This window comes from Saccharopolyspora sp. CA-218241, from assembly GCF_050954615.1.
In the GTDB taxonomy this organism is placed as follows: domain Bacteria; phylum Actinomycetota; class Actinomycetes; order Mycobacteriales; family Pseudonocardiaceae; genus Saccharopolyspora; species Saccharopolyspora cebuensis.
In genome coordinates this window covers 2,102,392-2,121,848 of sequence record NZ_CP191860.1, presented here as the reverse complement: position 1 = coordinate 2,121,848, position 19,457 = coordinate 2,102,392, and the positions used below count along the sequence as shown (strand labels likewise).

Genomic DNA, 19,457 nt, shown 5'->3' with positions numbered 1-19,457 from the left:
ATGTTCGCGCGTGGAGCCCATGTGGCCTACCGGGGCGAGCGAGGAATACATCGCCGCACGGGTAGAACTCGCCCGCGCGAAACGAGCCCTGCGTGACCGCATCGAAGAGGTGGCGGGCGCTGCGGCGACGGATGCCCGAGGGGCTCGAGCTCCCCGATTACCGGTTGACCGAGGGGCCGCCCGACCCGGGCGAGGCCGAGCCGGCGCCTCCACCCGATTTGCTCGACCTGTTCGGCGAGCACCGGACCCTGGTGGTCTACCACCTGATGTTCCACCCCGATGCGGACGCGGCCTGCTCGATGTGCTCGATGTGGGTGGACGAGTTTCACGGCGTATCCCACCACCTGGCCCAGCACACGGCCTTCGCGGTCGTCGGCAAGGCCCCCTTCCGAAACTCCGCCACTGGGCACTCCGCCGCGGCTGGGACGGCCTGCGCATGCTGTCCAGCTACGGCACGACGTTCAACGCGGACCTCAACACCGAACGCGCCAACGGTGATCAACGGCCGATGATCAGCGAAGGCCACACCCGATGAGGTCGGCAGGCACATCAGAGCCGGGCACGCCGACCTGTCCTGGGCGTCCCCGATCACGGAACCCTACGAGGTCAATCCGACCGACCCGGGCAACAACCTGGGCTACGCCCTCAACCCGTACCTGGTCTTCAACATGCGCAGCCCCAACTCCGACGGCGCGATGGGCAAGGTGGGGGTGCGGCGAGCGATCGCTTATGCGGTGGACAAGGCCGCCATGGTGGACATCTTCGACGAGCTCAGCGCGGGCACGGTGATGTGGCCGGCGCGTTCGGCGATCCCGCCCGGAAACTACGGATACCGGGGCAACGACCGGTACCCCACGCCGAGCGACCGCGGCGACCCGGAAAAGGCGCGGGCACTGCTCGCCGAAGCCGGCTACCCCGACGGATTGACGCTGAACGATGCTGCACCGCGACGTCGACGCCAATCCCGAGGTGGCCCAGTCGCTGGCAACGGACCTGGGCAAAGCCGGGATCAGAATCCGCTTCGTGTCCAAGGGACATGCCGACTACTACCCGATGCTCCAGGATCCCGCCCACGCGCGTGCCGGCGCCTGGGACATCTCCGCCCCGGCATGGACTCCGGACTGGTTCGGCAACAACGGACGCGCCTTCCTGCAACCGATGTTCCAGACGAACGACGTGCGAGGCACCGGGAACTACGGCGGATACAGCAACCCCCGGGTCGACGAGCTGATCGAGGCCGCACTGTCGGCCACCGACCCCGACGCGGCCAGCGCGGCCTGGCACGCCGTCGATCTCCAGGTCATGGAGGACGTCGCCATCGTGCCGATCCTGGTCCACGCCCCGACCATTCCGCACATCCGCGGCGAACGGGTCCGCAACGCCGTTCCGATGCCGACCATCGACCGCTGGTTCGAGCTGGCCAACCTGTGGCTCGAAGGAGATCGCGGTTCTTGAGCCGCCCGGTGCCCGAGCTCGGCAACCGGCGGGGGTCCGCCACCGACGAGTCCGGAAACGGGCACCCGTCTCTGACTTCGTACGCGGAGGCGCCGGCCTCAGTGGCCGACTTCCCATGACGACCGCCGGCATCGTCGGTCGGCACACCCGCCGACGCAACAGGTGCCACCCGCGGTCAGGACGCACCGGGTCATCGGGTGATGGCGGTGGCGGCTTCTGCGGTGGCTCCGAGCACCGCATCCGGAGGCTTTCCGGCCAGCGGCTCGGCTTGGGCGACGATGACCGATCGGCCCGCAAGTTTCGAGTCGTAGTGGTAGCCGGTGAACGGCACAACGGGCGCGATCGGGTGGATGTCGCCGGTGCCGTGTTCGTCGATGAGGCGACGGAACTTCCAGGCTTGCGACGCTCGTCGCATCGTCACCTTGGACACGATCACCACCATCGTGCTTCCTGCCTCATCGTCGACCGGGTACTGCCAGCGCTCGAGGCCCTGGCAGGGCGTGGCGAGGAAGAACTCCTGCACCTGGCCAAAGGTGGAAGTAATGCACTCGACGGCGCTCACACGTCGTTCCCGACCCTTGCGCATTCGCAGTTGCTGCCAAGCGCGTTGGGTCTTTCCCTGCCGTGCCGACTGTTTCGCCTTGCCGAGGTTGGACTGGATGTGGCGAACCACCGCGGCGTCGACCGCGGACACGGCGGTGGAACCACCCGCCGATCCACCGACCACAGCGGTGCCACCGAGCCCACCCGAGGCTCCGAGCACCACCGCGGTACCGACGGCGACGGCAGCAGGACCGCCCCGTCCTTTCGGCTTGTTCAGCCGAATCCGTCTTCCATCCGGCAGCGTGCGCCACGCCTCGTCCCCCATCGCCCTCCCATCGTCGGTGCAGCGCGCATTCTCGACCAGTTGCCCGCGAAGCCGCAGCAGAGTCGATCATCGTCCCCGGAACGGAGCAATCGAGGCGAGACCGCCGCCCGTAGCACCACGCGGTACGGGCGGCGGTGCCGAGGACGTCGCGAAAAGGCACGACCGAAGACGGCATCGACCGATTGTCCAGCCATCGGATGAATGCGAAATCGGGAGATCCCCATTCGCGTTCGCAGCGATGCGTTGTCGGCCGGGGCGCGATCCCGCGGGCGGAACAGGAGCCCCGTCGAACGTCACACGGGCCGCTGACGGCGCGTGCTCGGGTCGGCACCCGGGGTGCCGAACCCGTCCTGCGCGGGAGGAACTCGTCACAGCCCGGCCGCCGCGCTTTGACCGGCGCCGAGCTGGGCGACTAAGGTTTCGGCGTTCTCCGGCGCCAACGTGGAGGTACCTCCCGAGAGCAAACGGTCGGCTTCGCCGACCTCATCGCCCCGGCGTCGGTCTGGCTCTGCCGCGCACATCATCGCGACTTCTGCGCAGCGCCGGTCCCGCTCTCGACGTGCCGCCCCGGCCCACTTCTCCGCACCACAGATTGGCTACACCGTGCCGTCCACCACCCACGAACCTCCGGATACCGCTGCGCAGAGCCGCCAGAAGAGCTCGGGGGCCAGGACGAACCTCGCGGTATCCCTGATCAGCGGCGGGCTGCTCGTCGCCTTCGTCGTCGCGGCGGTCGTGGCCCCCACCGCGACCGGGGACGCGGTCACCGCGGCGTTCACCGCGAGCGCCGACCTGTTCGGGCCCTACTGGCAGGTCCTGCTGCTGGCGACCTTCCTCGTCGCCGTCGTGCTGGGGGCTTCCCGGCTGGGGCGGGTCCGCCTCGGCGGCGTGGACGCCCGTCCCGAGTTCGGGACCTTCAAGTGGATCGCCATGATCATGACGACCCTGCTGGCGGCCGGGGGCGTGTTCTGGGCGGCGGCGGAGCCGGTGTTCCACTTCGCCGATCTCCCGCCCGCGTACTCCGACGTCGCGCCCGGATCGGCCGAGGCCGTCACGGTCGCCCTCGCGCAGAGCTTCTCGCACTGGGGATTCCTCGCGTGGGCGGTGCTGGGCACGCTCGGGGCCATCGTCATGCTCCGCGCGCAGGACAAGGGCCTGCCGCTGCGCCCCCGCACGCTGCTCGACCCGGTGTTCGGCGAACGCATCCAGCACCACTGGGGCGGCACCGTCGTCGACGTCATCTCCATCATCGCGGTGGTCGCGGGAACGGTGGGGCCGGTCGGGTTCCTCGGCCTGCAGGTGTCCTACGGCATGTCGCAGATGTTCGGGACCCCCGACACCTTCCCGGTGCAGCTGCTGATCATCGTGGGCCTCACCGCCATCGCGGCGATCTCGGTGGCCACCGGGCTGGAGAAGGGCATCCAGACCCTGAGCCGGTTCAACATCTGGCTGGCGGTCGCCGTGGTGGCGGCGATCCTGGTGGTCGGGTCCGCGTCGTTCGTCGTGGACGGGTTCCTGACCGGATTCGCCCGCTACGCGCAGGACTTCGCGCCGCTGTCGCTCTACCGGGGCGACAACGATTGGCTCGGCAGCTGGACGGTGTTCTTCTTCGGCTGGTTCATCGGCTACGCCCCGCTGATGTCGATCTTCGTCGCCCGCATTTCGCGCGGACGCACCGTGCGCCAGCTCGTCGGGTACATCGCCGTGGTGGCCCCGGTGGCGACCGCCCTGTGGTTCACCGTGCTCGGCGGCACCGGGATCATGCTGGAGCAGCGCACTCCCGGATCGGTCTCCGGACCGCTGAACGACGCCGGACTCCCGGCGGCCGTCGTCGCCATCACCCAGCAGCTCCCCTGGGGAGGTGTGCTCGGCGTCGCGCTGCTCGTCCTGACGACCACCTTCGTGGCCACGACGACGGACTCGATGTCGTTGGCCATCTCCACCTCGGCGTCCAACGGGGGCGAACCGCCCCGGAAGGCCCGCGTCTTCTGGAGCATGATGATCGGCGCCGCCGCCTGCGCGCTGGTCTCCGTCGGGGACAGCGGCGTCGACGCCCTCCAGTCGTTCATCGTGGTGACCGCGGTGCCCGTCGGCTTCGTGCTCCTGCCGTCCCTGTGGTCGGCGCCGAAGGTGCTCCGCGAGATGGCCGCCGAGCAAGAGATCGGCCGCTGACGGCCTGCCTCCGCGTGCCCGAGGACCTCGACGGCCTCGCGAGGTAGGCGGCTCCACGGAAGGTGGCCGCCGGCTGCACTGCCCGGCCACCTTCCGGACGGCCGGTGACCGGGGCGGCGAAGGCTCCACCTCCACCGCGGGTGCTCAGCCGCGCGGGGACTCGTCCACGTCGACGCCGGTGGCACCGCTGACCGCGTCGGCCACCTCGGTCCCGCACAACGCCTCGAGGGCGATCAGCCCCTGCTCCAGGGCGTCCGAGCAGGCCTCGCCGCTGAGCCGGGACAGCTCGGCGGCCAGCCCCTCCGGACCGAGCGCCAGCGCCCGCTCGTCCAGCTCCAGGTCGACCAGCATCCCCTGCAGGTCCACCGCCATGCTGATGCCCTCGCCGCGCGCGAGGCCGCGGATGGCGTCCATGCCCGCCGCCAGACCGCGCGAGGCGGGGAGCTCCTCGGCGAGCGCGATGAGGTCGTCGATGCTGCGCGGGTCGTCGCTCACTGCCGCCACCCCTCGGTTCCGGGCTCCTCGTCGTCCTCGATCAGCGGGTCGTCCTGGGCCAGCCCCAACGCGGCCAGGTCGGCGTCGGTCAGGCCGCCGAGCCGGTCGCGCATCGCTTCTTCGGCAGCCCGGTTGGCGTTCCTGGTCGCCTCCCGGACCAGGGCGGTGATGGTCGCGGCCAGCGCCGCCGGACCGAGCCGGAGCGCCTCCGGCTCCAGCTCGACCGACCGCAGCGCGCCGCCGGGCGCCACGCCGATCGAGACGCCGCCGCGCTCGGCATTCCCGGTGATGATCACTTCGGGTGCACCCCTCCGTAGAACTCGCCGGCGTCCTGCGGGAACGTGTAGGTCCGCCGCCGCACCTGGTCGCCGGAATTGCCCTCGATGGTCGTGATCGTGTTGCCGTCGACCTTCTCGACGATGCCGATGTGGGTGCTGTTGCCGTAGGACGGCCCGGTGCCGAACAGCAACGCGTCCCCGGGCTTGGCCTGCTCCGCGATGTCGCCTTGGCCGTAGGCGGTGCCCTGCTCCTGGCCCCACTTGTAGACGTCGCCGGTGAAGCCCAGCTTGTCGATGTCGACCCCGGCCTCCCGCCACATGGAGGTGGCGAAGTAGGAGCACCACGGCTGCCCGGTGGGTCCCCACTTGTTCTGGTTGTTCGGGCCTTCCTGGAAGCCGAGGTGCTGGCGGGCGTTGTCCAGGATCTCCTCGGCCGTGCCCGACCCGGCGCCGTCCTGCTCGCCGCCGCCATCATCACCGCCGCCGTCCGGGCCTTTGCCGCCCGGGCCTTTGCCGCCGCCTTGGCCCTCCCGGTCCGGCTTGCCGTCGCCGGGCTGCTTCGGGTCGGCGATGCCGTCGGTGTCGACCTCGCGCAGCAGCGCCCGCAGTTTGCGCGCGGCCTCCTCCATCTCGTCCCGGGCGTCCTTGAGCTGCCCGCCGGATTCCTTGAGGTAGCTCTGCGCCAGGTCGCTGATGCCCGCGATCGCCTTCATCAGCCCGGCGGGGGCGGCGACCCCGGCCAGCGCCAGCCCGGCCTGGATGAACTGCCCGGCCTTGCCGGCGAAGTCGTCGATCAGGTTGCCGACGGCGCTGTGCCTTCCGTCGAGCGCCTTGCTCACCTCGGCGACGATCCGGGCGCCCCGCAGGCTGGCCTCGGCGGTCGCGTCGAGGTCCGCGTCGAACCGGGCGACCTTCTTCTCGAAACCCGGCGTCGCCTCGCTGTCCCAGTGCGCGAGCAGGGTGTCCGCCGCCTTGCGCTGGGCGTCGCGCTGGTCCTGGATCGCCTTGGCGGCCGACTCCAGGGCTTCCTGCGCCGTGCGCGCCTCGTTCTGCTTGCCTTCGAGCTTGCCCTGGTGGGCCTTGAGCTCACCGGCGAACCGATCCGCCAGTCCTTGCACGTCCACTGCGGGCTCCCCCGATCACTTGGTCAACCGGCCGAGCAGGCTGGTGAGTTCCTTGGCCGCCGATTCGTCGGTCTCCCGGTAGGTCTTGGCGGCCTCCGAGGTCGCCGCGCCGAGCTTGCGGGCGTTCGACCCGACCGCTTTGACCTGGTTCTCCAGGCTCTTGCCGAAATCGCCGAGCGCGGCCGAGAACCCGGTCTCCTCGCCGACCTTGCCGAAGCTGTCCGCGGCGATCCCGCGCACCGAGTTGACCGTCTTCTTCCCGACGTTCTCCAGGTTGTCGGCGAACCGCTCGGCCTCCCGGGTGTAGGTCGTGAGGCGATCGGGGGCCACGGAGAAACCACCACCACCGCCTCCTCCGCCGCCACCACCGGATCCGCCGCCCGAGCCGCCGCTGCCCCCGCCGCCGCTCGACACCGCCCGCGCCGCCTTCTCCGCCTCGTCCATGTACTTCTCGTGCTTGCCGTCCGCGTAGGTGGTCCACGGACCGAAGTCCTTGCCGTCACCGGAGATCTCGAACGCGGCGGCGGCGTTCTCCGCCGGGTCCAGCAGCTCGTCGTCGGAGCCGAGCCCGTACTGCTCCCGCCGGGCCGTCCCCAGGTCGCCGAGCATGTTGATCTGCCACAGGCCGTAGGAGTCGTCCGGCGGCTGGTCGTTGTGCGCATCGGTGTTGCCGCCCGACTCCGCGAGCGCCACGGCCACCGAGGTGGCCAGGGCATCGCCGCGGAAGCCGGCATCGTAGGCGTGCTGGGCGATCTGCTCCGGTGAGAGTGTGGTCACGTCAAGGAGTATGCCCCCGGAACGCGTGCGGAATGGGCGGTTTCGCACAGCTCGTCCGCCGATTCCGCCGGGTGGCCGCGTCCGGTGCTCAACCGCTCGCGGCGGGCGGGGTGAACAGGCAGCCGCCGAACAGGGTCGCGGTGGCGGGTTCGACCGGGTACGGGTGGCCGCGCAGGAAGGCGTTGAACGACGTCAGCGGCAGGAACGCCAGTGATTCGGTCCCCGCGGTGGCCAGCCCCTCGCCGGTCACCGACGCGGTCCGGTAGAGCCGGGCCGGATCGAGCCCGGCGGCGCCGAGCAGGTTGAGCTCCTCCCACAGCCCGGCGCCGGGCAGCACGCCGGGGTTCGGGGTGTCGCTGCCGACCACCAGCCGGACGCCCGATTCGACCAGCCGCCGCACCACCGCACCCATCTCCTTCTCCGCGCGTTCGGCCGCGCGCAGCTCGGCGGTCGTCCACGGCCGGGACGCCACCGCCATCCGCCGCCAGAACGCGGCCAGCCCCGGCTCGATGCCGGTGAAGGCCCACTGCTCGGCCGCGTGCACGACCAGCCGCCGCTGGACGACCAGGGTCGGGCACAGCACCGTGCCCGGCGGCAGCACCGGCCAGGTGTCCTCCGGTGACCGCGCCGCCCACGCGCGGTTGGCGTGGTGGGTGCCCCGCGGCCCGCCGAGCTCACCCGGGACCAGGCAGCCGAGATGCTCGATCTCGTCCACCCCGGCACGCAGCGCCGGTTCCACCGTCCCGGGCGCCGGGTGCAGCGCGACCCGCAGGCCGCGCTCGTGGGCGAGCGGCACGACGACGCCGTAGAGCTCCGGTGGGAACCCGGCGTAGAGCTTGAGCCAGGAGCCGTCCCGCCGGACCGCGGCGTCGAGCACGCCGGGCAGGTCGTCGGCGTTGCGCCACGGCGTCGCGAGCCAGAACCGGGGCGGGCCGGGGCTGTCCAGCAGCGCTCCGCAGCGGACCACCTCGGGAACCGGCACGGCACAACCCCGCAGCGGGGGCACGGCGTCCGGCAGCGAGCCCAGATCCCGGATGCGGGCGATCCCGTAGCGGAGGAACGCGCCGAAGTCCATGCCGGGATGGGGATGCACGTGCGCGTCGGTCAGCGCCGGGGCGACGACGGCGTCCGGGAGCGAGACCGCCACCGGCGGACCGGAGTGCTCGGCGGGTCCCGCGCGGCGCAGCGTCCACCGGCCGTCGCGCAGCACCGTCAGCACGTGCGGACCGCGCTCGACGCCGTCCCGGGAGAACACCGCGCCGACCTCGACCCGGTACGGCGCGCGCACCCGGCACGCGCGGTGGGCCAGGTTCATCGGAGTCCTGCGGCAGCGGGAGCCCGGCTCGGATCGGCGGCGGCCCCACCGCCGTCTCCCGGCCTCGCCGAGGTTCGCGGTCCCGGCGCCGGTCCGGGGTCGTCCCGGCGGCGGAGCACCACGCCGCTCCCCGGCACCGGGTCGGTTCCGGGCTTCGACATCGACGCACCTCCTCCGGTCCGCGGACCGGGAGCCCCGGGCCGCGGAACCCTGCTTCCCGCCTCCGAGAATGCCGCGAACGCACGACCGCGCTCAATTCCACCTTCGTGGCCGCCACGCCCCGGACGGAGCAACGGGCGCACCGCCGGAGCCGCGCCCCCTACCGGGTTCCCGAGGCGATTCCGCCGGACGGCGCGGGAAACCCGCCCTCGTCGGGCCGCACCGACCCGGCGGCAGGCGCGACGACCACCGGCAGCCCGATCGGCCCCCGCGCGAGGAACCCGTCCAGCCACGGCAGTTCCGCTGGTCCCGCGGTCCCGCGCAGCCGGTCGCTCCGGGCCAGGAACGCGCCGACCCCGACGTGCAGGAGGGTCCGCGCCAGCACCGCACCGAGGCAGGAGTGCTTGCCGTGGCCGAAGGTCAGCGACACCGGAGCGGTGCGGTCCAGCCGGATCCGGTGCGGCTCCGGGCAACCGCGCTCGTCGTGGTTGGCCGAAGCGATCGCGGCGAAGACGGTGTCGCCGCGCCCCAGGTCCACCCCGGCCAGCCGCATCGGCCCGGTCGCGTAGCGCGAGTGCGTCACCTGGGGCACCGGCGCGAACCGCAGCACCTCCTCCACCGCATCCGGCACCAACGCGGGCTCGGCCCGCAACCGGGCGAGCAGGTCGGGTCGGCGCAGCAGCACCAGCAGCGCCGACGCGAGCTGCACCGCCGTCTTGACGTGCCCGCTGACGTGCAGGGAGGCCACCAGCACGGACAGGTCGGCCTCCGGCACGTCCGGGCGGGCCAGCAACGCGCTGATCAGGTCGTCACCGGGGCAGCGGCGCTTGGCGTCCACGACGGCGGCGACGAGCTGCGCCTGCGCCGCGGCCGAGGACGCGCAAGCCGCCGGGGTGAACTCGGTCATCCCCAGGTAGCCGTAGGTCCACCGCACGTTGTCCTTCTGGAACTCCTCGGGGAGACCGGTGATCCGCCAGGTGGCGCGGGTCGCCAGCGGCAGGCAGAACTCCGCGTAGAGGTCGGCCGGGCCGCCCCGGTCGAGGAGTCCGTCCAGCAGCCGGGCGGCGTCCGCTTCGATCCCCGGGCGGCGCTGCTCCACGGCACCGGTCGAGAAGGTCGCCGCGACCGCGCGGCGCAGCGCGGTGTGCCGGGGTGCGTCGATGCCGGAGAGCATCTCCACCGCGTGCGCGGGATAGGCGCTGGCCACCGGCGCGACGCGGCTGAGCCGGGGGTCGCGCAGCATCGCGGCGGCGTCCTCGCGACGGGTCAGCAGCCACGTCCGCGGCCCCGTCCCGCCGTCGACGCGGACGGCCGGGCGTTCCCGCCGGAGCCGGTCGAGCTCCTCCGGGGTCCCCAGGTGGCGGCCCGCGAACGCGGCGCGCAGTTCGTCCAGCACTCGGTCCTCCCCGGACGTCGGTGCTGCCAGTCTCCGACCGGCCGCGACCCGTCGACAAGAGACACGAACCGGTGATCGCGCGTAATCGTCCTCAGTGGACGGACTGATCGGACCCGGCCGAGAGCGCCTGTTGTCGCAACACCGCCCCGGCGAGGCGAACTTCGGCCCAGGAGGAGACGGTCGCGGCGCGGTCCGCCACCGGCACCGCCACGCACGCCATGGGCGGGAGCGGCCCTAGAAGCCCACGGTGGCGTCGGTGGTGACCGTCGGAGTGATCAGCACGCCGTCGAAGGCCTCGGCCACCGCGGTGCGCACGTGGTCGCCCTGCGCGCGGATGCGGTCGGGTAGCACCTCGGCGGGCAACTCCTGGCGGGCCCGGCGCAGGTCGGCGATGGTGCAGGCGGCGCCGAACCCGGCATCGACCACCCCGGCCTCGACGCTGCCCGGCTCCGGCGGACCGAAGGACGTTTCCGCGATCGTGTATCCGAGCTCACCGACTCCGTCCGGATGCATCTCGGGCACGTGGTCGGCGGTGTGCGTCACCGCCAGCGGCCGGTAGTCCTCGCCGAACATCCGGTGCAGGTGCAGCCCCATCGGCAGGGCCAGCAGCTCGCCGTCGAAGCTGATCGGGGTGCGCTGGAGGTGGTTGTTGTGCGCGGCGAGGACCACCCGGTCGGCCGGGTCGAGGCGGTCGAGGTGCCAGCGCACCGACTCGGCCAGGTAGCGCTCCCGGACCGTGGTGTCGCCCGGCATCCCGCCACCGGCGAAGAGGTCCCGCATCGCGCCGAACATGTAGTCGGTGTGCCACGCCGCCTCCAGCCTGCGCCGCGCCACGTCGTAGCGATCCTGGTCGCTGAGCTCGACGTAGCGCGGTTCCAGCGAGCGCAGCCGCAGCAGCAGCCGGGACAGCGACGCGGTGAGCGCGTCCTGCTCGGCGGTGCCGAGCTCCGCCCACAGCGGTGCGGCGGCGGCCACGGAGTCCGCCGAGCACCGGTCGCCGAGTTCGAGGGCCCGCCGCGCCAGCGGGACCAGATCCGGGTCGACGTCCCGCAGGTAGTCGACCACCGGCTCCAGCGCCGGGCGCAGCGATCCGCCCGCGATCGGGACGTCGACACCGGCGAAGCGCAGCGGGTGCCCGCTGGTGGCGTTGTGGCGGCGCAGCCAGCGCACGAGGACCTGGTTCGCACCGGCCGCGGTGGTCCCGCTCAGCCCGCTGAGGTCCGCGTCCGCCCCGGCGCCGCGCAGCCAGCGGTCCAGGGCGTAGCCCTCGCTGAAGCCGAATTCGAAGGCCAGCACGGTGAAACCGCACCGCTCGGCGAGGAAGCGCAGCACCCGCTGGCGCAGCCGGGTGAACTCGTCGACGAAGTGGGCGCCTTCGCCGATCCCGACGATCCGCGCGTCACCGATGAGGTCGCGCAGCGGTTCCAGGTCGTCCAGCGGTGCGTCCGGGTCGAGGCCGCCGAAGGTGCCGGCGTGGTCTCGCAGCCACGTGGCGAAGGGGTCGAGGTGCGGGGCGGTCATGGTCGATCGCTCCAGGTTCGCGGGGGTGGGTGTCAGCGGTCCGGCGAGCGCGCGCGAGGGCCCGGCGTCGCCGCGGTGTGGTGCGGCTCGCCGCGGAGCGATCAGCGGAATAGGCTGCCCACTGCCATGCCGACCAGCCTACCCGGAGCGCCGAACTCACCCGGGGCAGCTCAGGGCGCCGGGATCTCCGCGCCACAGCGCGCGCAGCGGGTCGGCGGTTCCGCCTCGGCGAAGGCGCCGCACTCCGGGCAGACCCGCGCGGCCCAGCACACCGGGTCGCCACCGGGTTCGTCGTCGGGCTCCACGTCCGCAGCCTACGGGCGGGAACCGGGGTGCTGAAACCATCCACCCTAGTGTTCGCGCCAAACGTGGTTCACGCCGGGTGCCGAAGCGACCGGCGGCGACGATTCGTCCGCTGCGCCCGATTTCGCGGCACGCCACCCCACGGAATCGCTGCGGCGACGCCGGAGCGATCCCGCGCCGAGGCGGAATCAGTTCGCGAATTCCGACGCGTTACGACTCATTTTGCACACCTTCGTGTTCGCGCAAATACACCCGATAGCGATTTGATCAGGGCCCGCACCGTTCATTAGGGTATCGAGCCGAGAGCCGCGCCTCATGCCCGCGCGGAATCAATTACGACCGCCCGCAATGCCGCGAAGCGGTCCGTTCCCGCCGAATCCGGTTCTCATCGAAGAAGCACACCCCGCACTGCCCCAATTGGGAGAAGCTTTGAAGCACGGGACCGCACTGCGCGACGAAATCCTGTCACCGCAGATCACCCCCCTCATCGGTGTTTACGACATGTTCTCCGCGTCGATCACCGCGAAGCACTATTCGGGAATGTTCATTTCGGGCTTCGGCTTCGCGGCGTCGCACTACGGATTGCCCGACATCGGGTTCATCGCCTGGCCGGACATCGTCGCCTTCGTGCAGCGGTTGCGGCTCGCCTTCCCGCGGCAACACCTGCTGGTCGACATCGACGACGGTTACGTCGACCCGGAGGTCGCCTGCCACGTCGTCGAACAGCTGGAACTGGTCGGTGCCTCCGGCGTCATCCTGGAGGACCAGAAGCGCCCGCGCCGCTGCGGGCACGTGGACGGCAAGCAGGTCCTGCCGCTGGACGAGTACCTGGACAAGCTCGAACTCGTCCTGGCCACCCGGCGCGATCTCGTGGTCGTCGCCCGCACCGACGCCACCGAGGAGTCCGAGATCCTGCGGCGCGCCGAGGCGTTGGCGGCCACCGACGCCGACGTGCTGCTGGTCGACGGCGTGCGCAGCATCGACTGGATCCGCGAGGTGCGCTCGGTGATCGGGGACAAGCCGCTGCTGTTCAACCAGATCGCGGGCGGCAAGTCGCCGCGCGTGTCGTTGCCGGAGCTGCAGGACCTCGACGTGAACGTGGCGATCTACAGCACCCCGTGCCTGTTCGCCGCGCACACCGCCATCGACACCGCGCTCAGCGAGCTGCGGCTGGCCGACGGCAGGTTGCCCGAGGTGATCGACGGTCGGGGCGGCATCGCCGACGCGCTCGAACTGCTGGAGCGCAACATCAGCCGCAACCACCCGCGGTCCGTCTCCGCGCACGCGTGAGCCCGAGCGGAAGCAGCGACGTGCTCTCCCCCTCCCGGCTCCTCGCGCGACTGCGCCTGGACCCCTACGTGGTCGCGCTGCTGTGCGCCGCGGGCGTCGCCGCGCTGCTGCCCGTCCGAGGCGCACCGGCGGAAGTCCTCGGCGTGGCGGTGAAGGTCGCCATCGGGCTGCTGTTCTTCCTGTACGGCACCCGGCTTTCGCCCTCCGCCGCCTGGGGCGGCGTGCGGCAGTGGCGGTTGCACGGCCTGGTCCTGCTCATCACCTACGCGGTGTTCCCGATGCTGGGCCTGGTGCTGGGGGTGCTGGTGCCCTCGGTGCTGGCACCGGAACTGCACCTGGGCGTGCTGTTCCTCTGCGTGCTGCCGTCGACCGTCCAGTCCGCGATCACCTTCACCTCGGTGGCCCGCGGCAACGTGGCCGCGGCGATCTGCCAGGCCTCGTTCTCCAACGTGCTCGGGGTCTTCCTGACCCCGTTGCTGGCCGGACTGCTGGTGCTGTCCTCCGGTGGCGGCATCACGCCGGGGGCGCTGCGCGACGTCGTGGTGCTGCTGCTCGCGCCGTTCGCCGCCGGACTGCTGCTGCGGCCGGTCGTCGGTCCCCGGCTGCGCGAGCACGCCGGCGTCCTCGGCCTGCTGGACCGGGGCGTCATCCTGGTCGTGGTGTACCTGGCGTTCAGCCGGGGCACCGCGGCCGGGATCTGGGACCGGCTGTCGCCGCGCGACATCGGCGTGCTGCTCGCCGTGTGCGCGGTGCTGCTGACCGCGGTGCTGCTCGGCACCGGACTGCTCGGCCGGTGGTGCGGGTTCGCCCGGCAGGACCGCGTCGTGCTGGTGCTCTGCGGGGCGAACAAGAGCCTGGCCAGCGGGTTGCCGATGGCCACCGTGCTGTTCGCCGGCAGCGCGAACGCGGGCCTGGTCGTGCTGCCGCTGATGCTCTACCACCAGATGCAGCTCATCACCTGCGCCTGGATGGCGCGCCGGTTCGCCCGGTCGGCGGAGCCGGCGGCCGAGGCGGTCACTCCGGTCGCCGCGGCACAACTCGAACGAGGAGGACGCTGACATGTGGGCAATCCGCACCGCGGCCGGGGTCGCCGCCTTCCTGGCCGCTTCCGCCGCGACGAGCGCCCCGGCGCACGCCGGGGCCAGCGATGAGGGCAGCAGCGCCTTGCGCGGCCTGGCCCTGATCCAGTTCAGCAACAACGGCGACAGCCTGATCGAGATCGACCGGGTGCTGAACTTCGACTCGGGCGAGGGCAGCGCCGGGGCCGACCACGACGGCGGCTGAGCGCAGGCTCAGCCCTCCGCGGCGAGCAGCGGGATCTGCCCGCCGTGGAGCACGGCCCGGACCTGGCGCGGCGACAGCGAATGCCGCACCGGGTACTGCTCGTCGCGGGAGGCGTTGCGCGCGGTGATCCGGTCACCGCGTTCCAGCGCCTCCCGCACGCCGTCGAGGACCAGCACGTCGCCGGTGCCGATCCGGTCGTAGTCGCCGGGTTCGGCGAACTCCAGCGGCAGGATGCCGAAGTTGGCCAGGTTCTGCCAGTGGATCCGGGCGTAGGACCGCGCGAGGACGGCGCGCAGCCCGAGGTAGCGGGGCGTGATCGCCGCGTGCTCCCGCGAGGAGCCCTGGCCGTAGTTCTCCCCGCCGACCACGAGGTGCCCGCTGCCGTCGCGGACCTCGCGGGCCCGCTCGGGGTATCCCGGGTCGATCCGGGTGAAGGTGAAGTCGGCCAGCTTCGGCACGTTCGACCGGTACGGCAGGGCCTGCGCCCCGGCGGGCGAGATCTCGTCGGTGGAGACGTTGTCGCCCGCTTTGAGCAGCACCGGCGCCTCGATCCGGTCCGGCAGCGGCGGGAAGTCCGGCAGCGCCGAGATGTTCGGCCCGCGCGCCAGCTCCACCTCCCGGGCCTGCTCGACGGGAAGCGGCGGCATCAGCATGGCCGTGTTCACCGAGGCCTGCTCGGGCAGCGCCAACCGGGGCGCCGGGATGTCGTGCTCGGCCGCGACGTCGCGCGGGTCGCCGATGCGCCCGGTCAACGCCGCCGCGGCGGCCGTCTCCGGCGAGCACAACCACACCGAGTCTTCCTCGGTACCGGACCGGCCGGGGAAGTTCCGGGGGAAGGTGCGCAGCGAGTTCTGCCCCACCGCGGGCGCCTGTCCCATTCCGATGCAACCCATGCACCCGGCCTGGTGGATGCGGGCGCCCGCGGCGATCAGGTCGAAGGTGGCGCCCATCCGGGTCAGGTCCTCCAGGATCTCCCGGGAGGTCGGGTTCACGTCGAAGCTGACCGCGGCGTCGGTCTGGCGGCCGCGCACCATCGCGGCGGTGACCGCGAAGTCCCGCAGCCCCGGGTTCGCCGAGGAACCCACGACGACCTGGCTGACCGGTTCCCCGGCGACCTCGCGGACCGGCACCACGTCGTCGGGCGCCGAGGGCCGCGCGATCAGCGGTTCGAGCGCGGACAGGTCGATCTCGTCGTGCACGTCGTACCGGGCGCCGTCCTCGGCGCGCAGCTCGGTGAAGTCGTCCTCCCTGCCTTCCGCGCGCAGGAAGTCGCGGACCGCGTCGTCGGCCGGGAACACGGTGGTGGTGGCGCCCAGCTCGGCGCCCATGTTGGCGATCACGTGCCGGTCCATCGCGGTCAGCCCGGCCAGTCCCGGGCCGTGGTACTCGATGATCCGCCCGACGCCGCCGCGCACGGTGTGCCTGCGCAGCATCTCCAGCACCACGTCCTTGGCCGAGACCCACGGCGGCAGCTCCCCGGTGAGCCGCACGCCCCAGATCTCCGGCATCCGGATGCGCAGCGGACGCCCGGCGATGGCCATCGCCACCTCCAGGCCGCCGACGCCGATCGCCAGCATCCCCAGCGATCCGGCGGCGCAGGTGTGCGAGTCCGAACCCACCATCGTCGTGCCGGGACGGCCGAAGCGCTGCATGTGCGTCGGGTGCGAGACCCCGTTGCCGGGCTTGGAGAACCAGATCCCGTAGCGCTGCGCCGCCGAGCGCAGGAAGGCGTGGTCCTCGGCGTTCTTCTCGTCGGTCTGCAGCAGGTTGTGGTCCACGTACTGCACGCTCACCTCGGCCTGGGCCCGGTCCAGCCCCAGCGCCTCGAGCTCCTGCATCACCAGCGTGCCGGTGGCGTCCTGGGTCAGGGTCTGGTCGACCGCGAGCGCGATCTCCTCCCCCGGGCTCAGCTCGCCGTCGACCAGGTGGGACGCGATGAGCTGGTGCGCGACGGTCCGCGGCATGTCGGCCCTCCACTACGGTCGGCGGCCACCTCGGCTACCCCGCTCGGCGCCGGGCGAAACGGCGGCGCCGAGCGGGGGCCGGTCACACCGGTGTCCAGGAACCGGTGCGGGCGGCGGCGAGCACGGCCTCGACGAGGCGGGCCGAGCGCAGGCCGTCGGCGAAGGTGGGCAGCCCGTCGGGGGCCTCGCCGTCGACGGCGGCGTAGCTGTCGGCGACGAAGTTCTCGAAGCACTGGGCGTAGCCCTGCGGATGCCCGGCGGGCAGGTGCGAGAGCCGCCGCTGCTCGGCCCCGCCGTGCTCGGGATCGCGGACCAGCACGCGGTTCCCGGCGACGCCGCCGAACCACGCGCGTTCCGGGTCCTCCTGGTCGAACACCGCGCTGCCCAGCGCCCCGTCGAGCTCGAACCACAGCCGGTTCTTCCGCCCGGCCGCGACCTGCGACACGGTGGTCGACCCGAGCACGCCGCCGCCGGTGCGGAACAGCAGCGCCGCGGAATCCTCGGTGCGCACCGGCACCCGCTCGCCGCTGCCGGCCCCGGAGAAGGCCGGGCCGCCGGTGGCGGGGCGGTCCGGGACCGCGATGGAGGTGGCCGCGACGAGCTCCTCGATCCGGTGGCCGGACACCCACTCCACCAGGTCGCACCAGTGCGAGCCGATGTCGGCGAAGGCGCGCGACCGCCCGCCCAGCTCGGGATCGACCCGCCAGCCCGACGCGTCCGGGGACAGCATCCAGTCCTGCAGGTAGCTGCCGTGGACCAGGGCCAGCTCGCCCAGTTCCCCGGCGATCCTGCGCTCGCGGATCTCGCGGACCATCGGGTGGTAGCGGTAGACGAACGGCACCGCGGCCACCAGACCGCTGCGGTCGGCAGCGGCGGCCATCCGCTCGGCTTCGGCCACCGACACGCCTAGCGGTTTCTCGCAGATCACGTGCTTGCCCGCGGCCAGCGCCCGCTCCGCGAACGCGGCGTGGGTGGCGTTGGGCGTGCACACGTGCACCACGTCCACGCGATCGTCGGCCAGCACCGCCTCGACGTCGGGGTAACCGGTGGGCACGCCCCAGTCCCGCGCGACCTCCCGGGACCGCTGCGCGGTGGACGCCAGCACCCCCACCACCTCGGCCCCCGCGAGCAGAGCCGCCCGCCGGTGCACCGCGGCGATCATCCCGGCGCCGAGGACCGCCGCCCCGCGGCTCACGCGAACCAGTCCTGCGGTGCGTTGGCCACCCGCGGTTGCTCCCGCGGCACGCCCGGCCGCGCGGCCCAGCGCACCCCGTTGCCCAGCACCCGCCGCACCTGCGGGTGGTGGTAGACCGGGTAGCGCTCGTCGCCGGGGCTGAAGTAGAAGATCCGCCCCTTGCCGCGGTGGAAGGTCGCGCCGGAGCGGAACACCTCGCCACCGCTGAACCCGCTGATGAACACCAGCTCGTCGGGCGCCGGGATGTCGAAGTGCTCGCCGTAGGTCTCCTGCTCCGGGATGACGATCGGGTTGGGCACGCCCTCGGCGATCGGGTGCGTCGGGTCCACCGTCCACACCAGCTCCCGCTCGGCGTTGTTGCGCCAGAACAGCGAGCAGGTGGTGCCCATCAGCCGGGTGAAGATCTTCGAGAAGTGACCGGAGTGCAGCACCAGCAGTCCCATGCCGCCCAGCACGTGCCGCTGGACCCGGTCCACCACCTCGTCGGCCACCCGGTCGTGCGCCTTGTGCCCCCACCACAGCAGCACGTCGGTGGCGGCCAGCACCTCCTCGTCGAGCCCGTGACCCGGGTCGTCGAGCAGCGCGGTGCGCACCGTGGCGCCGGGGAGCTGCTCGTGCAGCGCCTCGGCGAGCGCGCCGTGGATCCCGCCGGGGTAGTACTCGGCCATGCCCGGCGGGTCGTTCAGGGCCTCGTGGACGCCCTCGTTCCACACCGTGACCCGGAGTTGCGACTGGTTCATCCGACTGCGATCTCCTTCTTCTCCGCCGCCGACTGGTAGCAGGCGTCGATCACCTTGGCCCGCTCCAGCGCCAGCGCTCCGTCGTTGGCCGACCACAGCTCCGGCGCGCGCAGCACGCGCACGAAGTTGCCGACCACCCCGGCGTGGTCGGTGCCGGGCCCGGCCGGCGGGGCGTAGTCGGCGATCTCCCCGTCCTCGTCGGTGTAGACGACCAGTTCGGCGACCTTGGCCTTGGTGGCCCCGACCGCCTTGAGCTCGGCGCCGCCCTCGGTGCCCAGCACCCGGAAGTCGATCAGGTCGACCGGGTCCCGGAACGCCGCCCACGAGGTCTCCAGCACCAGCGTGCCGCCGGTGGACAACCGCATGAACGCCGAGGCGAAGTCCTCCACCTCGAAGGCGGAGCTGCTGCGGTCGGCGGTCACCCGCGGATCGCCGCCCAGGTCGCGCGGGCCGAGTTCGGCGTAGGTCACCGCGGTCACCGACGTCACCTTCGGCTCGCCGAGCAGGAACAGCGAGTAGTCCAGCACGTGCACGCCGATGTCGGCCAGCGGACCGCCGCCCGCCATCTCCTGGTTGGTGAACCAGCTGCCCAGCTTCGGGATGCCGCGGCGGCGCATCCAGGACGCCCGCGCGTAGTAGGGCCGCCCGAGGTCACCGCGCCCGATCACCTTCCCGAGCTCCTGGATGTCGCCGCGCAGCCGGTGGTTGAACACCACGTCGAGCACCCGGCCGGCGTCGCGGGCGGCGCCGACCATCTCGGCCCCCTCGACCGCGTTGCGCGCCAGGGGTTTCTCGGTGAGCACGTGCAGCCCGCGCTTGAGCGCGGCGATGGCGACCGGTGCGTGCAGGAAGGTGGGGACCGCGATGCTCACCGCGTCGAGGTCCGGTACGTCCAGGAGGTCCTCCCAGCGCTCCAACAACCGCTCGGCGCCGTAGCGCTCGCCGAGCTCGGCCAGCAAGTCGGGTTCCTGCCCGGCGATGGCGGCGATCTCGACGCCGGGCAGCTCGTGGTAGGCGGCGAGGTGCTGCCTACCCGCCCAGCCGACGCCGACGACGCCGACCCGCAGCGGTGCGGTGGACTGCTCTGGTCCGGTCATGGACGGTCCTCCCTCGTTGTGTGG

The 19,457-nt window shown here is 72.4% G+C and carries 19 protein-coding genes and 1 pseudogene; 7 read left to right on the top strand and 13 right to left on the bottom strand.

From position 1 onward, the window contains the following. Nucleotides 1–92: 92 nt before the first annotated feature. From ACQP0T_RS10385 to ACQP0T_RS10375, 3 genes and pseudogenes are all read left to right on the top strand, one after another. Nucleotides 93–512, top strand: coding sequence for a DUF899 family protein (locus ACQP0T_RS10385; protein WP_433872509.1), 420 nt, complete (start codon nucleotides 93–95; stop codon nucleotides 510–512). A gap of 36 nt (nucleotides 513–548) precedes the next feature. After that, nucleotides 549–917 (top strand): annotated as a pseudogene (locus ACQP0T_RS10380) (ABC transporter substrate-binding protein); the annotation flags it as partial. 19 nt (nucleotides 918–936) lie between these two features. Then, on the top strand, nucleotides 937–1,455 hold the full coding sequence (locus tag ACQP0T_RS10375) for a hypothetical protein (protein ID WP_433872507.1): 519 nt from the start codon (nucleotides 937–939) through the stop codon (nucleotides 1,453–1,455). A 190-nt stretch (nucleotides 1,456–1,645) separates the two neighbouring features. Here the strand turns inward: ACQP0T_RS10375 and ACQP0T_RS10370 are convergent, their stop codons facing one another. Further along, a complete protein-coding gene (locus ACQP0T_RS10370) occupies nucleotides 1,646–2,323 on the bottom strand; it encodes a hypothetical protein (protein WP_433872505.1) in 678 nt (225 codons plus the stop codon). 603 nt (nucleotides 2,324–2,926) lie between these two features. Between ACQP0T_RS10370 and ACQP0T_RS10365 the strand changes: the two genes are divergently transcribed. After that, nucleotides 2,927–4,495, top strand: coding sequence for a BCCT family transporter (locus tag ACQP0T_RS10365; protein ID WP_433872503.1), 1,569 nt, complete (start codon nucleotides 2,927–2,929; stop codon nucleotides 4,493–4,495). A gap of 144 nt (nucleotides 4,496–4,639) precedes the next feature. Here ACQP0T_RS10365 and ACQP0T_RS10360 read toward each other — a convergent pair whose 3' ends face one another. From ACQP0T_RS10360 to ACQP0T_RS10325, 8 genes are all read right to left on the bottom strand, one after another. Continuing rightward, on the bottom strand, nucleotides 4,640–4,990 hold the full coding sequence (locus tag ACQP0T_RS10360; RefSeq protein WP_433872501.1) for a hypothetical protein: 351 nt from the start codon (nucleotides 4,988–4,990) through the stop codon (nucleotides 4,640–4,642). Further along, nucleotides 4,987–5,286 (bottom strand): YbaB/EbfC family nucleoid-associated protein, encoded by a 300-nt coding sequence (locus ACQP0T_RS10355; RefSeq protein ID WP_345361569.1) that lies wholly within the window; start codon nucleotides 5,284–5,286, stop codon nucleotides 4,987–4,989. The genes ACQP0T_RS10360 and ACQP0T_RS10355 overlap by 4 nt, the downstream gene beginning before the upstream one ends. Further along, nucleotides 5,283–6,392 carry a CHAP domain-containing protein gene (locus ACQP0T_RS10350; RefSeq protein ID WP_433872499.1) on the bottom strand — a complete coding sequence of 370 codons (1,110 nt, stop codon included), beginning with the start codon at nucleotides 6,390–6,392 and terminating at the stop codon, nucleotides 5,283–5,285. Before ACQP0T_RS10350 ends, ACQP0T_RS10355 begins: the two co-directional genes overlap by 4 nt. A 15-nt stretch (nucleotides 6,393–6,407) precedes the next feature. After that, entirely contained in the window at nucleotides 6,408–7,169 is a 762-nt protein-coding gene (locus ACQP0T_RS10345) for a transglycosylase SLT domain-containing protein (protein ID WP_433872497.1), read from the bottom strand. Between the two features lie 88 nt (nucleotides 7,170–7,257). Beyond that, complete coding sequence (locus tag ACQP0T_RS10340) at nucleotides 7,258–8,484, bottom strand: amidohydrolase family protein (RefSeq protein WP_433872496.1); 1,227 nt, start codon at nucleotides 8,482–8,484, stop codon at nucleotides 7,258–7,260. A 319-nt stretch (nucleotides 8,485–8,803) separates the two neighbouring features. Further along, nucleotides 8,804–10,039 (bottom strand): cytochrome P450, encoded by a 1,236-nt coding sequence (locus ACQP0T_RS10335; protein ID WP_433872495.1) that lies wholly within the window; start codon nucleotides 10,037–10,039, stop codon nucleotides 8,804–8,806. 234 nt (nucleotides 10,040–10,273) lie between these two features. Beyond that, nucleotides 10,274–11,560: an erythromycin esterase family protein gene (locus ACQP0T_RS10330; protein WP_433872494.1), complete on the bottom strand. Its 1,287-nt coding sequence runs from the start codon at nucleotides 11,558–11,560 to the stop codon at nucleotides 10,274–10,276. A gap of 170 nt (nucleotides 11,561–11,730) precedes the next feature. Further along, a complete protein-coding gene (locus ACQP0T_RS10325; protein ID WP_433872492.1) occupies nucleotides 11,731–11,865 on the bottom strand; it encodes a hypothetical protein in 135 nt (44 codons plus the stop codon). A 415-nt stretch (nucleotides 11,866–12,280) separates the two neighbouring features. Here ACQP0T_RS10325 and ACQP0T_RS10320 point away from each other — a divergent pair, with 415 nt between their 5' ends. From ACQP0T_RS10320 to ACQP0T_RS10310, 3 genes are read left to right on the top strand one after another with little or no spacing between them, the layout of a single operon-like run. Then, nucleotides 12,281–13,153, top strand: a complete 873-nt coding sequence (locus ACQP0T_RS10320; RefSeq protein WP_433873659.1) for an isocitrate lyase/PEP mutase family protein — start codon at nucleotides 12,281–12,283, stop codon at nucleotides 13,151–13,153. Continuing rightward, nucleotides 13,150–14,211 carry a bile acid:sodium symporter family protein gene (locus ACQP0T_RS10315; RefSeq protein ID WP_433872491.1) on the top strand — a complete coding sequence of 354 codons (1,062 nt, stop codon included), beginning with the start codon at nucleotides 13,150–13,152 and terminating at the stop codon, nucleotides 14,209–14,211. Before ACQP0T_RS10320 ends, ACQP0T_RS10315 begins: the two co-directional genes overlap by 4 nt. 1 nt (nucleotide 14,212) lies before the next feature. Beyond that, nucleotides 14,213–14,437: a hypothetical protein gene (locus ACQP0T_RS10310; RefSeq protein WP_433872489.1), complete on the top strand. Its 225-nt coding sequence runs from the start codon at nucleotides 14,213–14,215 to the stop codon at nucleotides 14,435–14,437. Nucleotides 14,438–14,445: 8 nt separating this feature from the next. On the opposite strand, the gene ACQP0T_RS10305 is transcribed toward ACQP0T_RS10310, so the two are convergent. The 4 genes from ACQP0T_RS10305 to ACQP0T_RS10290 form a co-directional block, all read right to left on the bottom strand. Further along, on the bottom strand, nucleotides 14,446–16,401 hold the full coding sequence (locus tag ACQP0T_RS10305; RefSeq protein ID WP_433872487.1) for an aconitate hydratase: 1,956 nt from the start codon (nucleotides 16,399–16,401) through the stop codon (nucleotides 14,446–14,448). Nucleotides 16,402–16,483: 82 nt separating this feature from the next. Beyond that, nucleotides 16,484–17,596: a Gfo/Idh/MocA family protein gene (locus tag ACQP0T_RS10300; RefSeq protein WP_433872485.1), complete on the bottom strand. Its 1,113-nt coding sequence runs from the start codon at nucleotides 17,594–17,596 to the stop codon at nucleotides 16,484–16,486. Further along, complete coding sequence (locus tag ACQP0T_RS10295; protein ID WP_433872484.1) at nucleotides 17,593–18,336, bottom strand: ThuA domain-containing protein; 744 nt, start codon at nucleotides 18,334–18,336, stop codon at nucleotides 17,593–17,595. Before ACQP0T_RS10295 ends, ACQP0T_RS10300 begins: the two co-directional genes overlap by 4 nt. Further along, complete coding sequence (locus tag ACQP0T_RS10290; RefSeq protein ID WP_433872483.1) at nucleotides 18,333–19,433, bottom strand: Gfo/Idh/MocA family protein; 1,101 nt, start codon at nucleotides 19,431–19,433, stop codon at nucleotides 18,333–18,335. Before ACQP0T_RS10290 ends, ACQP0T_RS10295 begins: the two co-directional genes overlap by 4 nt. Nucleotides 19,434–19,457: the final 24 nt, after the last annotated feature.